The sequence below is a fragment of the Streptomyces sp. NBC_01689 genome (genome assembly GCF_036250675.1).
In the GTDB taxonomy this organism is placed as follows: Bacteria; Actinomycetota; Actinomycetes; order Streptomycetales; family Streptomycetaceae; genus Streptomyces.
In genome coordinates this window covers 3,115,970-3,131,091 of record NZ_CP109592.1, presented here as the reverse complement: position 1 = coordinate 3,131,091, position 15,122 = coordinate 3,115,970, and the positions used below count along the sequence as shown (strand labels likewise).

The following is a 15,122-nucleotide window of genomic DNA, read 5'->3' as shown; positions in this document are numbered from 1 at the left end:
TCACGCCTTGATCAGCCCGGCGCCGCACAGGGCGTCGGCCGCGGCGGCGACGGTGTCGAACGGCAGCCCGGACCGCTCGGCGACGTCCAGCAGACCGTGCTCGCCGTCCGAGAGGCTGAGCACCCAGAGCATGGCCATCTGCGCCTGCTTCGCGTCGCTGCGGCCGCCGAGCGAGTCGTACAACCCGCGCCGCCCCAGCTGTGGTTCGCCGTAGGGGCTGAGGTTGAGGTACCGGCGGTTGCGGTCGAGGACCGCGAACGCCTCGCGGCAGACGTCGAGGGTGTCCGTCATCGCCTCCGGGGAGACGAAGCCGGGATTGTCGGCCGAGGTGTGGTACTCGGGGTAGCCGGCGTACGGGGTCCGGCTGAGCGAGCCCACACCGAGATCGAACCCGGGCGAGCAGTACTGCCGCTCGTCATAGCCGTACGGGGTGAACTCCTCGATCCGGTGCGGGCGTCCGGAGGCGGTCAGGACGTGCCGCAGCACCTGGTCGATCTCCGCGTCGCCGCGCCTGCTCCGCTTGTACGTCAGCCGGCCCCGGTCCCCGGCGCAGGCCAGGACGAGTCCGTGCTTGACCCGGTCCACCCGCTCCGCGTTGCGGGCCAGCCAGGTGATCGCGCCGATGGTGCCGGGCGCGAAGATGAACCGGTAGGTGTAGTGGGGCGTCTCCCGCGCGAGCGCGCGGGCCAGGAACGTCGCCACCGCGATGCCGGCGAGGTTGTCGTTGGCCAGCGACGGGTGGCAGACGTGGCAGGAGACGATCACCTCGTCGGGAACCCGGCCGGGGACCACGTGCTCGGCGTAGGTCAGGTGCCCGTCCGCGAGGGTGGAGTCGATACGGACCTCGTACTCGCCCTCGGGCAGCGCGTCCAGGGTCTCCTGCGCCAGACAGAAGCCCCACTCCGGTTTGTAGTAGCTGGTGCGGTAGGGCACCAAGCCCGGCTGGTCGGGCAGGGTGTGCAGGTGTGGGCGGAGGTCGGCCAGCGGCATGGTCGCCGACACCGGCACGCTGTAGCCGAGCACGTGCAGGCTGGACGCGGCGAAGTCGACGACCCGCCTGCCGGCGGAGTCGGCGACGTACGCGTCCCGGATGTTCCACTCCTGCGGCACCGTCCAGTCGAGGACCTCGGTCCCGGTCGGCACCTCGTGCACCTGCAGCGGGATGTACTCACCGACGATCTCCAGGGTGGCGCGCACCCCGTCGCCGGTGATGCTCCGGCAGAGCGGGTACAGCCGCTCCACCAGTGCGTGCATCTCCTCGCCGGGCGTGGTCATCGCTTCCACCGCAGGGTGTCGTCGACCGCGCCGGCGTCGGAGGCCGCGCGCAGCACGGCCAGCCGGGTGAAGCGGCGCTCGAAGTCCTCCTGGGTCAGCCCGTGTTCCCGGTAGGCGTCGGCGAGTTCGAGCGCGCCCCGCTTCACCGTCCACTCGCAGTCGAAGCCGGGCACGGCGGCGCGGAACCGGGAGAAGTCCACCCGGTACGAGCGCGGATCGGCGCCGTTCTCGCCGGTGATCACCACCTTGGAGCCGGTCACCGCCTCGGCGACCTGCTCGGCGATCTCGGCGACCGTGACGTTGTTGACCTCGCTGCCGATGTTGAACGCCAGGTCGTGCACGGCCTCGCGCGGCGCGGTCAGCGCGGCCGTGAAGGCCCGCGCGATGTCCGCGGCGTGCACCAGCGGGCGCCAGGGGGTGCCGTCGGAGAGCACGAGCACCTCACCGGAGAGCAGGGCGTGCCCCACCAGGTTGTTCAGCACGATGTCGGCGCGCAGCCTGGGCGAGAAACCGAAGGCGGTGGCGTTGCGCATGAACACCGGGGTGAAGTCGCCGTCGGCGAGCTCGTGCAGATCGTCCTCGACCCGCACCTTGGACTCCGCGTACGGGGTCACCGGGCGCAGCGGGGCGTCCTCGGAGACCAGCCCGTCGCCGCCGGCGGCGCCGTAGACCGAGCAGGTGGACGCGTACAGGAAGCGTCGCACCCCGGCGTCGCGGGCCAGCCGGGCCAGCCGTACGGACGCGTGGTGGTTGATGTCGTAGGTGAGTTCGGGTGCCAGCGATCCGAGCGGGTCGTTGGAGAGCGCGGCCAGGTGGATCACCGCGTCCACCCCGGCCAGGTGTTCGGCCGAGACGTCGCGCAGGTCCACCCGGTGCCCCGGGGGGTCGGCGGGCGACGGGCCCAGCACGCAGTCGGCGAAGAGGCCGGCGTCGAGACCGACGACCTCGTGTCCGGCGGCCGACAGTACCGGGGCCATCACGGTGCCCAGGTAGCCCTGGTGTCCGGTCAGCAGTACGCGCAAGGTTCATCCCCCCAGATTGAGCGTGAGTTTGGTGACGGCGAACGCCTCGGCGTAACGCGCGTTGCATTCGATACCGCGGATCCGGGCCAGCCCGAGGAAGGCCTCCCGGTCGTACCAGGGCCGGTGCCGCTGTGAGGGGTAGTGCTCCTCCAGCAGCCGCACCTTCTCCTCGGCGGTCTCCGGCGACAGCGGCTGGTAGGCCGGCGGACGGCCGAGGTCGCCGTCCCACTTGACGATCTCGTAGCCGAGCACGAGGTGGTCGCGGAACGCGGTGGTCATCAGCCGCGCCAGGCCGCGGTGGTCCTGGTGCGCGTCGTCGGTGCGGGGGGCCAGCACGAGATCCGGCTCCGTCCCGGCGCGCAGTTCCTCGACCGCGGCCTTGGCCTCGTCCCAGTGCGCGGGAAGCCGGCCGTCCGGCAGCTTGTGGACGGTCACCCGCAGGTCGGCACCCGGGCAGAAGGCGGCGAGCGCGGAGCGTTCCTCCTGCTCCCGCTCGCCGCCGCCGGAGAGCACCAGCGCGTCGACACGGACGCCCGGCCGCGCGCGGCACAGCGTCAGCAGCGTGCCGCCGGCGCCGATGGCGATGTCGTCGCAGTGCGCGCCCACCGCGACGACCCTCTCCAGGGACCCGGCCCCGAGCCGGATCACGCGGTCCTCGCCCCGGCGCCCGCGCCGTCCCGCTCCCACACGGCCCAGGGGCGGTCGCCCCGGGCGTAGGCGTCGTCGAGCGCGGCCCGTTCCTTCACGGTGTCGGTCGGCTTCCAGAAACCGCGGTGCTGGTGCGCCACCAGCCGTCCGCGCTTGGCCAGTTGGGCGCAGCCGTCGGCGACCAGGTCGCCGTTCTCCGGTATGTGGTCGAAGACCTCCTGGCGGAGCACGAAGTAGCCGCCGTTCTCCCACAGCGGCATGTCGCTCACCGCGGTGATGCCTCCCACCAGGCCGTCCTCGCCGAGGTCCACGCAGTGGAACGAGGACTGCGGCGGCACCACCATCATCGACGCGCCGGCGTCCCGCGCGGCGAACCGGTCGATCATCTCCGGCAGCGGAGCGTCGGTGAGCACGTCGGCGTAGTTGGCGAGGAACATCTCGTCGCCGTCCAGGTGGTGGCGCACCCGGCGCAGCCGCTCGCCGATCGGTGACTCGATGCCGGTCTGCGCGAACGTGATCGTCCAGTCGGCGATGTCGGTGGACAGCAACTCGGGCCGCCCGCCGCGCAGTACGAAGTCGTTGGACGTCGTCTCCTCGTAGTTGAGGAAGAAGTCCTTGATGTGGTGGGCCCCGTATCCGAGGCAGAGGATGAACTCCGTGTGCCCGAAGTGCGCGTAGTAGCGCATGACGTGCCAGATCAGGGGTCTCGGGCCGACCATCGCCATCGGCTTGGGCACGTCGTCGGAGGTTCCGTTGCGCATCCGCATCCCGTAACCGCCGCAGAACAGCACGACCTTCATGACGTCACCTCGACGATGCTCAGTTCCGGGATGGGAAAGACAAGACGGCCGCCCCACTCGTGCACGAAGGACAGCTGCTCGACCAGCTCGGTCCGCAGGTTCCAGGGGAGGACGAGGACGTAGTCGGGCCGGTCGGCGGCGATCCGCTCGGGCGGCAGGATCGGGATGCGGGTGCCCGGGGTGAACCTGCCGTGCTTGTACGGGTTGCGGTCGACCGTGTACGCCAGCAGGTCGGGGCGGATGCCGCAGTGGTTGAGCAGGGTGTTGCCCTTGCCGGGGGCGCCGTAGCCGACGACCGTCTCACCGCGCTCGGCCGCGTCGATGAGGAACCGCAGCAGGTCCCGGCGCACCTTCGCCACCCGGGCGGAGAACTCGGTGTACCCGGACAGTTCCCGCAGTCCGGCGGCCTTCTCCCGGTCCAGCACGTCGGCCACGCGGGCGGAGGGCTCGCCGGCCACCTCGGCGGGCCGGGCCCACAGCCGGATGGAGCCGCCGTGCGTGGGAAGCAACTCGACGTCCACGAGGGTGAGTCCACCGCTCGCCAGCGCCCGGATCGCCGACGCGACCGTGTAGTACTGGAAGTGCTCGTGGTAGATCGTGTCGTACTGGTTCTCCTCGATCAGGGTCAGCAGGTGCTGCACCTCGACGGAGACCCAGCCGTCGTCGGCGACCAGGGCGCGCAGCCCCTGGGTGAACCCGACCACGTCGGGGATGTGCGCGTACACGTTGTTGGCCACGACGAGGTCCGCCGGGCCGTGCTCGGCGCGGACGGCCGCGCCGGTGCCGGGGGACAGGAACTCCGTGAGCGTGGGCACACCGGCGTCCCGCGCCGTGGCGCCGACGTTCACCGACGGCTCGATGCCGAGGCAGCGGATCCCCCGGTCCACCACGTGCTTCAGCAGGTACCCGTCGTTGCTCGCGACCTCGACCACGAAGGCGTCGGAGCCGAGCCCCACCCGCTCGACGGCGTCGGCGACGAACGTGCGCGCGTGCTCCACCCAGGAGGTGGAGAAGGACGAGAAGTACGCGTACTCGCTGAACGTCTCCTCCGGCGTGATCAGCGGAGGGATCTGCGCCAGCCAGCAGTCGGTGCAGACCCGCAGGTGCAGCGGGTACGCGGGCTCCGGCTGGTCCAGTCGGTCCGCGGCGAGGAAGCTCTCGCACGGCGGGGTCGCCCCCAGGTCGACGACGCTCGCCAGCGCCGCCGAGCCGCAGAGTCGGCATCGTGTCATCTACTGCCCCCATCCCGCCCGCCGCGGGCGCACCCGTGACGAGCCAGTACTTTCATCCCCTACCGGCGGCGGGCCGTCCCCGTCGCCGGACCGACCCGCGATCGCGGTGCGGTACCCCTCCACCAGGCGTTCGAGGCCGACGGCCGGGCTGAATCCCAGCTCGTACCGGCGCCGGGCCGCCTGGCCCATCTCCTGGTTGCGGTCCCGCCCGGTCGTGATCCGGCGCAGGCAGGACGCGAGCGAGGCGGTCTCACCCGGGCGGTGCAGCAGCCCGGTCACCCCGTCCTCGACGAGTTCGACGAACGCGCCGTGACCGGCGGCGACGGTCGGGACCCCGGCCGCCATCGCCTCCACGACCACCAGGCCGAACGCCTCCAGCCACGTCGAGGGAGCCACCACGGCGACCGACCGCGCGATGGCCCGCCGGCACTCGGCCGTGTCGTAGAGGCCGACGTAGCGGACGTCGTCCCGGCCCGCCGCCCAGGCGGTCACCTCCGGCTCCAGCGGCCCCGTCCCGGCGATCACGAGCGGGACGCCGACCCCGCCGTCGGCGGCGAGTTCGTCCCACGCGGTCATGAGCAGCCGTACGCCCTTGGCCTCCGCGAGCCGGCCGAGATAGAGCACGTGCTCACCGGCGTCCGTCCGGCGCGTGCCCGGATCGGGCACGAAGTTGTGCTTCACCGCGAGCCGTTCGGCCGGCATCCCCGACCGCACCAGCACGTCGCGCTGGGCCGCGGAGATGCAGAAGAACCGTTCCACGCCGGACCACCACCGCCGCCGGTTGACGGACAGACTGACCGCGAGCGGCACCGTCGCCAGCCGGGAGTTGCGGTAGCAGCCGTGCCGGACGGCGGGCAGCGGCGTGGCCCCGACGCACTCGGTGCACGGCTTTCCGTCCCGCTGCAGGGTGCCGGGCGGGCAGACCTGGGTGTAGTTGTGCAGCGTGGCGACGGCGGGCACACCGGCGTCGGCGCAGGCGGCCAGCACCGCGGGCGACAGGAGCGGGAAGACGTTGTGGACGTGGACCACGTCCGGCCGTCCGGTGCGCAGCCTCGCGGCGAGCTCCGTGCGGACCCCCGGGTTCCACGGCACCAGCAGCGGTATCGCGGCCTTGCCCAGCAGGGACCGGTCGGCGATGTCGTCGCTGCGCCGCTCGAACACCTCGACCCGGTGACCGGCCTCGCGCAGCAGCGCCACCTCCTGGTCGACGACCTTGTTCTCCCCGCTCGGCTGCGCCGAGGCGTAGCGGTTGTGCACCACGAGGACGCGCATGCTCAGCCCACCTCCGTTCGTTGGGCCCAGCGCGGGACGCGCCGCCGGGGGATCCCGGGCGCCGGGAGGGGAGCCGCTTCGGCGGGTGCCGCCAGCAGCGAGGCGGCGACGGCCAGGTGCAGCAGGTACGGCGAGGCGTCGCCCAGCCCGGCCTCGGTGTACGACGCCATCGCGCAGTAGCTGATCAGGAAGATCGCGCAGGCCCTCGACAGCGACGGCGGACGCAGCAGGGCGACACCGCCCAGCACGACGACGATCGCCGCCACCAGGGCGACGCCGGTGATCCCCTGCTCGTAGTAGACGGCCAGCCAGCTGTTGTCGATCGGCAGCCCGCCGAACGACTTGTCGCCCAGGCCCGCGCCGAACACGTACTCCAAGGTCGTCCGGGGTGCCGCCAGCAGGGCTTCCCAGACCTTGGCCCGGCCGGTGAGGCTGCTGAAGTTCTCCTGGCTCTGCCCGCGCAGGAACCACGCCTGCAGCGCGGAGGCGAACCCCACCGCGGCCACCGCGGCGACCAGCACCGCCCAGGCGAAGAACCGCCGGGCGGCGGCGCTGGTCAGCATGAGCGAGCCGATCGCCAGCGCCAGCCCGATGAGCAGGCCGAGCGTGGCCGTGCGGGTGTGGGTCAGGGCGAGCAGGACGAGTGACGGGACGATGACCAGCGCCGCGCTGGTCCGGTCGGTCCGGCGGCCCAGGAGGAGCAGCACGGTGAGCCCGATGATCACCGCGGCGTACTGGCCGATCTGCGGCGGCGTCAGCGGCCACAACGCGCCGACCAGCCGTCCGCCGTAGAGGTCGGGCAGAGCGGCGCCGGGGGAGACGATCGCGCCCGCGGCCACCGACCCGAGCACCGCCAGGTACATCCGGATGTGGTGCCGGACGAACGTCAGGCTGCCGTCCCACCAGCGGCTGAGCAGCCACAGCGTGCCGACGAACAGGGCCAGTCGGGCGCACCGGAACAGCGCGCCGAACCCGGACTCCAGGTGCGCGCTGGAGATCACGCTCGACACCAGCAGCAGGGTGAGCAGGAACACGAAGGCGCTGGGCCGGATGCGCAGCCGGAGATTGACCAGGAGCGCCAGCGCGAACGCGGCGACCAGCGCGCCCATGGTGACCATCTGGATGAGGGAACGCGGCAGCGGAATGATGGTCTTCGCCCCGGTGGAGCCGAGGGTGTTGAGGATCAGCAGCCCCCAGACCGTCGCGACGGTCTTCGACGTGTGGTCGTTGCGCATCTCAGTCACCGTCCTGTGCGCGGAAGGTGCTGCCCGCGTCCTGCCCGTACGGCGCGCCCTGCCACTGGCCGGAGTCGAGGATCCGGCTCGGGTCGTGGGCGACGAACTTCCAGGGCCCGACGTAGACGTTGTCGTGCCAGCGGTTGTGCTGCTTGCCGGTGATCGCCTCGGCGACCCGCTCGCCCTGGTACGGCGACCAGTCCGGGTAGGTGCCGTAGTTGGCCAGCACGGCCATGCGGTCGCACTTGACCGTGCAGTCCACGGCGGACTTGTCCAGCGTGAAACGGTTGCCGTGGATGTCCACCCGCTGGGTCTTCCACCGGCAGTCGTCGTAGAGCGGCGTCTTCGCGATCGCCGGCTGCGCGCAGCGGTGGGTGTCCTTCACGAGCAGGGTGCAGTCCCCGGACGAGGTGTTGGCCGGGCTGTTGCAGAACCGGTCGGCGTTCTCCCACAGGGTGATCCCGGACCAGTTGTCCTCCAGCACGTTCCGGTAGATGTCGATCTTGTCGGTGCGGGCGGGGACCCGTGGTTCGCCGCCGGACTCCGACAGGTAGACGGTCGCGAACGGGAAGCTGTCGCCCCGGTCGGCGTACTTGCGGCCCTCGACCCAGTTGTTCCGCCGGAACATGTTCTTCCGGATGATCGCGTTGTAGCTGGTCTCGTAGATCAGCGCGGCACCGTCGTTGTCCTCGAGCACGTTGTCCTCGATGAGGAAGTCGTTGTTGTCGGTGTCCGCCCACAGCCCGGTACCCCGGTTGTCGTGCACCCAGTTGCCGCGTATGTCGGCGCCGTCGACCTCCCAGAACTTCACGCCCCCGGTGCAGCCGCAGCCCGGCTGACGCCGCTCCCAGTCGCCCGTGTTGTTGCCCACGATCTCGTTGCCCTCGACCACCAGGCCGCTGAGGCCGGTGTCCTTGTACGCGTTCATGCCGTACTGACCGTTGTCGCGCAGGCAGCTGTCGCGGACCTGCTGGCGGACGCCGGCCATCAGCCCGGCGCCGGAGTTGTCCTGGATCGTCGCGTGCTCGATCACCCATCCGTCGGCCGAGTCGTGGTTGACCACGCCCTCGTCGCGCGGCGCGACGAAGCCCTGCACGGTCAGATAGCGGATGGTGACGTCGCGGGCGCCGCCGCCGAACGCGTACCGATTGGTCTTGCGGCCGTCGAGCACCGCGCCCGGCGCACCGAGATAGGTGTCCCCCTTCTTGGGGATGACCTGGGCGAATCGGTCCGGATCCAGACGGTGTTTGCCCGGACGGAGCCAGAACGTGGTGTTCGGGGGGCTCCTCTTGGTCTTCGCGGCCAGGTCACCGGCGACCGAGGGGTCGACCGTCACCGCGCCCGCCGGCGCCTTCGCCGGCCCGGCCGCCGGCTCGGCGCACACCCGTGCCACGGACGTGGACGGCGCAGCGGTCGGCTTCGGCCGCGCGCCCGGCGTGCTGTCGCAGCCGGTCGCCGCCGACAGGGTCAGTGCCAGCAGTGCAGCCGGCAACGCCCGGTGCCGCCACTTGATCACCAAGCGTCCTCCCTAACCGTGGAACCTGAGTACGGTGGTGAACTCCGCCGTACCGTCGGCGAATCCGGTGCCGACCAGCGTGGTCGCGGGCTCCTTGCGCCCGAAGCCCGCGGAGTACCAGCCGAGCGGCGGATCGCTCTCGCCGCGATGTGCGCGCCAGCTCAGCCCGCCGGGCAGGTCGAGCGCCGCGGAGCGGTCCTCGCCGTCCCTGGTCCAGGTGAGCACCGCCCGGTTCCCCGTCAGCTCCACGCCGATCGCCGGGCCGAGGTGGAACGCCAGACGCGCGGCGCGGCCCGTGCCGCGCACCTCGTCGACGATCCTCAACTCCCGGCTCGCGGACGTCAGTTCCACCCGGCGACGGTGCACGGTGCGCTGATAGCCGTCGTGCTCGGCGCTCCAGCGGGCCACGTCGTCCCCGGAGGGGTCCGCGGCCAGCACCCGGCTGCGGGCCTGCCTGGTCCACAGGAACGGACCGCCGGAGACGGACTGGTCGGCGTCGTCCAGCTGCAGGGTGTTGTGGCCGAGCGTCGACCGGAAGTACCGCCGCCACGCGGGCTGCCCGTGGTAGCAGAACGTCCCCGGGTCGGCGAGCACGTCGACCCCGTCGTGCCGGACCTCCACGGACAGGGCGTCCGCGTGGGCGTGCGCGGCGATGGACAGGAAACCGTGCGGACCACCGTCGCAGCGGCACCAGATCTCCTCCGGACCCCGCAGGATCGTCATGCCCGCGTCGGCGAAGTGGGCCGGCCGGCTCGCCGGGCGGGAGACGGCCGGAGCCGCGCCGCTCCCCAGGTACGGCCGCACGAGCGCGGCCAGCAGCGGGGTGCGCACATCGGTACCGGTCACCTCGGGCCACCAGGCGAGCCGGCCGAACAGGGCGTCCCCGGTGGCCAGCAGCGAGGCCCAGCGGTCGGTGCCCGTGCCGTCCACGACCAGCCCGTGCCCGTCGTCCGCGTCCCCCTGACGCGGCGGCCGCAGCCGGTTGTCCACGACGGCCGCGAGCGCGTCGGTCATCCGCAGCAGCACCAGCCGGACCGACCCGGGGACCGGCACACCGGCGGCATCCGCCTCGGCCACCGCGGCCAGGCCGAGCTCCAGCACCAGACCGTGGTACTCGGTGGCCAGCTCGCGGTTGAGACCGGAGCCGAAGGTGTTCGCCCTCAACTGCCGCTCCAGCGACCGCAGGGCGTCGGTCCGCCAGCGCGCGGAGGACGGGAACCAGCCGAACGCGCAGGCCGCCGCGAACTGTCCGGCCGTCTCGGCGATGACGTGGTTGTTCGCCGAGGACCCCCTGCTGGGGAAGGCGGCCAGCCAGCGCTGGTGGTGCCAGATCTGGCGGAGCGCCACCGGGTTGTCCTCGAACAGCCCGGCCGCGCCCGGCCAGCCGTCGAGCAGCCGGCGGATCCACACCCAGGACAGCAGGCGGATGCCCAGCTCGATGCCGCTGGTCCAGTGCACGCCACGCAGCGGTGGGTTGGCCGCCCACCACGACCGCAGGTGCGCGGCCACCCGCTCGGCGTACCGCTCGTCCCCGGTGACCGCGTAGGCGGCGGCGAGCACGGTGAGGTACTGGTGCCGGGACGGCTCCCAGATCTGCTTGATGTCCCCGACCGCCTCCTCGTCCCGGTACGGCACGTCGAAGGCGTACACCTGCGGGGCACGGCGTCCGGTCCTCGGGTCGTACGACCAGTCCGGGTCGGCCAGGTCGTCGCGTCCCACCCCGAAGAACTCGGCGTGCCCGTCCATCAGCCGGTCCGCCTCGGCGGTCAGACGCTTCACGGCGTCCGACGGCACCTCGGCGAGCGTCCCCGCGGGCAGCGAGGCGGTGAACCGGGCGCCGGTCACGTCCGGGCAGTCGGGGGGCGCCGCACGCCACCGCCGTCTGCGCGCCGCGTCGCCCGCCCGGCCGCCGACCTCCCGCGGCCCCATCCGGGACAGCCGGCGCAGGTACCAGCCCGCGCTCATGGTCATCGAGCGCCCGCCAGCGTCACCGGCACGCCGCCGGCCAGACCGGCCCGTACCGCGAGGGTGGCCGCCGTGGTGGCGACCAGCGACTCCAGCGGCACCGGCATCGGGCCGCCGGTCCTGACGGCCTTGATGAACGCGGCAAGTTCCGCGGACTGGCCCTTGTCCCGGGCCTTGGGCAGCCGTGAACTGACCCAGCGCTTGCGGCCGTAGACCGAGGCACGGACGAAGTCGTCGAGCCGCAGCACCCTGCCGTCCGCGACCAGGTCCAGCGTCTCCTTCGGGAAGCCGGGCGCGCCGGTGGTGACGTAGCTGATGGTGGCGGTGGACCCGTCCGGGTAGTGCAGCACCACCTGGAGGTCCTCGTTGCCGGACGGGGCGGCCGCGTACACCGAGACCGGGTCGGCCTCCAGCAGCCAGCTCGCCGTGTCGATGAAGTGCCCGCCCTCACCGGCGAAGCGCGAGCCCTCGGTGCCCTGCTGGAGGTACCAGCTGCCCTGCTGCAGCCGGCCCGCGTTGACCAGGTAGCGCAGGCTCGCCGGACCGGTCCGGGCACCGAACCGGCTCTTCGCCTCCTGCAGCAGCGGGGCGAAGCGCCGGTTGAAACCCACCTGCAGCCGGTCGTTGCCGGACTCCTCGACCGCCGCGAGCACGCCGGCCAGCTCCTCCTCGGTGAGGGCCAGGGGCTTCTCCACGAACACGGTCTTGCCGGCGAGCAGCGCCCGGCGGGTCAGTTCGGCGTGCGAACTGTGCCGGGTGACGACGAACACCGCGTCGACGGACTTGTCGCCGAGCACGGCGTCGAGATCGGTGGTCGCCCCGGCGAAACCGAACTTCCGCTGCGCGTTGGCCGCGGACAGCGCCGTGGTGGTGACGACGGTCGACAGCTCGACGCCGTCGCGCTGCGCCAGGTGCGGCAGCAGCATCGACGTCGCGTAGTTCCCCGCGCCGACGAACGCCAGCCGCACCGGTGTCCCGGCGGACCGGGCCGGAGAGGGTGCCGCGCCGCCGCGTCGCACCGCGGGCACCGCCACCACCGGTGCCTCCGCCGGCTCCGCCTCCTCCTTCTGCCCGGGGTACCGGAACAGCACGGCCACGGCCTTCAGTTCGCCGTCCTTCAGTCGCCCGTAGGTCTCGACGGCGTCGTCGAAGTCGGCGACGTGGGAGACCAGGGGCTCCACGTCGACACGGTCGCGGGCGAGGAGATCGAGGAAGCACGCCAGGTTGCGGCGCTCGGTCCAGCGCACGTAACCGATCGGGTAGTCCCGCCCTTCGAGCTCGTACTCCGGGTCGTAGCGCCCGGGGCCGTAGCTGCGGGAGAACCGGACGTCGAGCTCCTTCTCGTAGTACGCGTTCCACGGCAGGTCGAGGCGGCACTTGCCGATGTCGACGACCCGGCCGCGGTCCCGGCAGAGCCGCGCGGCCAGCTCGACGGGCTGGTTGCTGCCACCGCCGGCGGCCAGGTACACCTGGTCCACGCCGTGACCGTCGGTGAGCTCGGCGACGGCGGCCTCCACGGCCGCGGACGCGGGATCGCCGCACGCCGCCGCGCCCAGGCGCTCGGCGAGTTCGCAGCGCGCCGGGTCGGGGTCGGCCCCCACGACGCGGACCCCCGCGGCGGTGAGGAGCTGCGCCACCAGCTGCCCGATCAGCCCGAGGCCGATGACCAGCGCCACCTCGCCGAGCTGCGGCGCGCCCTGGCGGACGCCCTGCATCGCGATCGACCCGACGGTGCCGAAGGCCGCGTGCCGCGGCGCGAGGCCGTCCGGTACCGGGGTGTAGAGGTTTCTCGGAACCCAGTTGAGTTCGGCGTGCAGCGCGTGCTCGTTGCCGGCGCAGGCCACGACGTCGCCGGCCTTCACGTCGTCGATCCCGGCGCCGACCTGCTCGACCACCCCGCACAGCGAGTAGCCCAGCGGCGTGTAGGAGTCCAGCTTGCCCATCACCTTGCGATATGTGGCGGGCACCCCGTTGGTGGCCACGCTCTGCATGACCTTGGCCACCTGATCCGGCCGGGAGCGGGCCTTGCCCAGCATCGACATGCCGGCCTCGGACACCTTCATGAGCTCGGTCCCGGTGGATATCAGCGAGTAGGCGGTGCGGACCAGCACACCGCCCGGCTTGCACCCCGGCACCGGCACGTCGAGCACCGCAAGCTCGCCGCTCTTGTAGTTCTGCACAACCTGTTTCACGCGAAGTCCCCTTGTTTCAGAACTGCCTTCTACGCCGCCGAGCGAGTGTGCTGGCCGGACCCGGAGGTCGCGTCGCGGTACCAGTACTCGAGGGTCAGCACATGCCAGAGGTGCTTGGAGAAGTCCCGCTGCCCGGCGGCGTCCTCGGCGACCATGCGCGCCAGCGCGTCGCGGCGCAGCAGCCCCGAACGGACGAGCACGCCGTCATTGACCACCTCGCGCACCAGCGGGGCCAGATCCCTGCTCATCCAGGCCCGCAGCGGGGCGCTGAACAGGCCCTTCGGCCGGTAGACGATCTCCCGCGGCAGGACCGAGGCGGCGGCCTCCTTGAGGACGGCCTTGCCCTGCCGTCCGACGATCTTGCGGTCACCGGGCACCGCGAAGGCCGCCCTGACCACCTCGACGTCCACGTACGGCACCCGCACCTCGGTGGAGGCGGCCATGCTCGACCGGTCCGTGTAGGCGAGGTTCAGGCCCGGCAGGAACATCCGGGCGTCACCCAGGCACATGCGGTTGACGAAGTCGTCGAGTTCGTTGTCCCGGTAGACGTCCGCGTGCTCGGTCAGCACGTCGTCGACCGTCCCGGCCAGGTCCGGATCGACCAGGGCGAGCAGCTCGGCCTGGTCGTACATGGTGTAGCTGCGCCGGAACGCGGTCTCCTCCGGCAGGTCGGCGAAGGACAGGAACCGCTTCGCGAAGCGCACCGACCGGTAACCCCGGCGGGCCGTCGCGACCGGCAGCCGGTCCACGACCCCGGACAGGCCGCGCCGCAGGGGACGCGGGACGCGCTGGTAGCGCAGCGCGAGCAGGTTGGCCAGGTGCTTGCGGTACCCGGCGAACAGCTCGTCGGCACCCATCCCCGAGAGCATCACCTTGACCCCGGCCTCCCGGGCGGCCGAGCAGATCAGGAACGTGTTGATCGCGGCCGGGTCGCCGATCGGCTCGTCCAGGGCGTACGTCATCTGCGGCAGCAGGTCGAGCACGTTCGGAGCGATCTCGATCTCGTGCAGGTCGACGCCGAACCGTTCGGCCACCTGCCGGGCGTAGCGCAGGTCGTCCGGCATCGCCTCGAACCTGGCGTCCTCGGCGCGGAACCCGATCGTGTAGGCGGAGATGCCGGGCTGGTGGCGGGCCGCGAGCGCGGTCAGGTAACTGGAGTCGAGACCGCCGGAGAGGAAGGTCGCCACGGGGACGTCGGAGAGCATGTGCCGCCGGGTCGACTCCTCCACGACGGCGGCCAGATCGGGCTGTTCGCCGCTGCGGATCCGCTCCTGGCCCTCGGCGGCGACGTCCTTCAGATGCCAGTAACGGCCGCGCTCCACCCGGCCGTCGGGCCGGCACCGCAGCCAGCTCCCCGGCGGCAGCTTCTCCGCCTCGCGGAACGCGCACCGCGAGTCCGGCACCCAGTAGTACAGCAGCGACGCGACCAGCGCCCCGTGGTCCACCTCCAGCGAACCGCCGGTCACGGCCGCCAGCGCCTTGAGCTCGGAGGCGAACACCAGGCCCTCGCCGCGCCGGAGCAGGAACAGCGGCTTGATGCCGAGCTGGTCACGGGCGAGCACCAGCTCCCCGGTGCGCTCGTCGAAGATCCCGAACGCGAACATGCCGCGCAGCCGGGGCAGACAGTCCGTGCCCCAGCGACGCCAGGCCTCCAGCACCACCTCGGTGTCGGAGGTACCGCGGAAGCGCACCCCGGCGGCGGCCAGTTCGGCACGCAGCTCGGGCGCGTTGTACAGCTCTCCGTTGTACGTCAGGACGAGGCCGTCCGAGGCCATCGGCTGGGCCCCGGTCTCGGACAGGTCGACGATGGCCAGCCGGCGGTGTCCGAGGTGCACCTCGCCGTCGCCGACGGGGTGGCTGTAGCGGCCCGCCCCGTCCGGACCGCGGTGGGCGAGGATGTCGGTGAGCCGGTCGGCCACGGCCTTGCCGTCCGGCCATCGGTAGGTCCCTGCGACGCCACACATG

General features: G+C 72.2%; 11 protein-coding genes. All 11 read right to left on the bottom strand.

What is annotated here, in order from left to right; genetic code table 11:
• The 11 genes from OG776_RS13170 to asnB are packed head-to-tail and all read right to left on the bottom strand — an operon-like array spanning position 1 to position 15,121.
• Positions 1–1,275 carry a DUF4910 domain-containing protein gene (locus tag OG776_RS13170; RefSeq protein ID WP_148010931.1) on the bottom strand — a complete coding sequence of 425 codons (1,275 nt, stop codon included), beginning with the start codon at positions 1,273–1,275 and terminating at the stop codon, positions 1–3.
• Positions 1,272–2,297, bottom strand: a complete 1,026-nt coding sequence (locus OG776_RS13165) for an NAD-dependent epimerase/dehydratase family protein (protein ID WP_148010932.1) — start codon at positions 2,295–2,297, stop codon at positions 1,272–1,274. Before OG776_RS13165 ends, OG776_RS13170 begins: the two co-directional genes overlap by 4 nt.
• Before the next feature lie 3 nt (positions 2,298–2,300).
• Positions 2,301–2,945: a PIG-L deacetylase family protein gene (locus tag OG776_RS13160; protein ID WP_148010933.1), complete on the bottom strand. Its 645-nt coding sequence runs from the start codon at positions 2,943–2,945 to the stop codon at positions 2,301–2,303.
• Entirely contained in the window at positions 2,942–3,745 is an 804-nt protein-coding gene (locus OG776_RS13155; RefSeq protein WP_148010934.1) for a glucose-1-phosphate cytidylyltransferase, read from the bottom strand. Before OG776_RS13155 ends, OG776_RS13160 begins: the two co-directional genes overlap by 4 nt.
• On the bottom strand, positions 3,742–4,977 hold the full coding sequence (locus tag OG776_RS13150) for a class I SAM-dependent methyltransferase (protein ID WP_148010935.1): 1,236 nt from the start codon (positions 4,975–4,977) through the stop codon (positions 3,742–3,744). The genes OG776_RS13155 and OG776_RS13150 overlap by 4 nt, the downstream gene beginning before the upstream one ends.
• A complete protein-coding gene (locus OG776_RS13145) occupies positions 4,978–6,249 on the bottom strand; it encodes a glycosyltransferase (protein ID WP_148010936.1) in 1,272 nt (423 codons plus the stop codon).
• 2 nt (positions 6,250–6,251) lie between these two features.
• Positions 6,252–7,484 carry an O-antigen ligase domain-containing protein gene (locus OG776_RS13140; protein WP_148010937.1) on the bottom strand — a complete coding sequence of 411 codons (1,233 nt, stop codon included), beginning with the start codon at positions 7,482–7,484 and terminating at the stop codon, positions 6,252–6,254.
• A gap of 1 nt (position 7,485) precedes the next feature.
• Positions 7,486–9,003, bottom strand: coding sequence for a right-handed parallel beta-helix repeat-containing protein (locus OG776_RS13135; RefSeq protein ID WP_148010938.1), 1,518 nt, complete (start codon positions 9,001–9,003; stop codon positions 7,486–7,488).
• A 9-nt stretch (positions 9,004–9,012) separates the two neighbouring features.
• Entirely contained in the window at positions 9,013–10,971 is a 1,959-nt protein-coding gene (locus OG776_RS13130; protein ID WP_148010939.1) for a heparinase II/III family protein, read from the bottom strand.
• Positions 10,968–13,157, bottom strand: coding sequence for a bi-domain-containing oxidoreductase (locus OG776_RS13125; protein ID WP_187285723.1), 2,190 nt, complete (start codon positions 13,155–13,157; stop codon positions 10,968–10,970). Before OG776_RS13125 ends, OG776_RS13130 begins: the two co-directional genes overlap by 4 nt.
• A 29-nt stretch (positions 13,158–13,186) precedes the next feature.
• Complete coding sequence (gene asnB / locus OG776_RS13120; protein ID WP_329320757.1) at positions 13,187–15,121, bottom strand: asparagine synthase (glutamine-hydrolyzing); 1,935 nt, start codon at positions 15,119–15,121, stop codon at positions 13,187–13,189.
• Position 15,122 lies beyond the last annotated feature (1 nt).

Excerpts from the sequence above, each read along its gene's own strand:
- OG776_RS13130 (WP_148010939.1), bottom strand. The coding sequence starts at position 10,971 with ATGACCATGAGCGCGGGCTGGTACCTGCGCCGGCTGTCCCGGATGGGG.
- OG776_RS13140 (WP_148010937.1), bottom strand. The coding sequence starts at position 7,484 with ATGCGCAACGACCACACGTCGAAGACCGTCGCGACGGTCTGGGGGCTG.
- OG776_RS13155 (WP_148010934.1), bottom strand. The coding sequence starts at position 3,745 with ATGAAGGTCGTGCTGTTCTGCGGCGGTTACGGGATGCGGATGCGCAAC.
- OG776_RS13145 (WP_148010936.1), bottom strand. The coding sequence starts at position 6,249 with ATGCGCGTCCTCGTGGTGCACAACCGCTACGCCTCGGCGCAGCCGAGC.
- OG776_RS13170 (WP_148010931.1), bottom strand. The coding sequence starts at position 1,275 with ATGACCACGCCCGGCGAGGAGATGCACGCACTGGTGGAGCGGCTGTAC.
- asnB (WP_329320757.1), bottom strand. The coding sequence starts at position 15,121 with ATGTGTGGCGTCGCAGGGACCTACCGATGGCCGGACGGCAAGGCCGTG.
- OG776_RS13150 (WP_148010935.1), bottom strand. The coding sequence starts at position 4,977 with ATGACACGATGCCGACTCTGCGGCTCGGCGGCGCTGGCGAGCGTCGTC.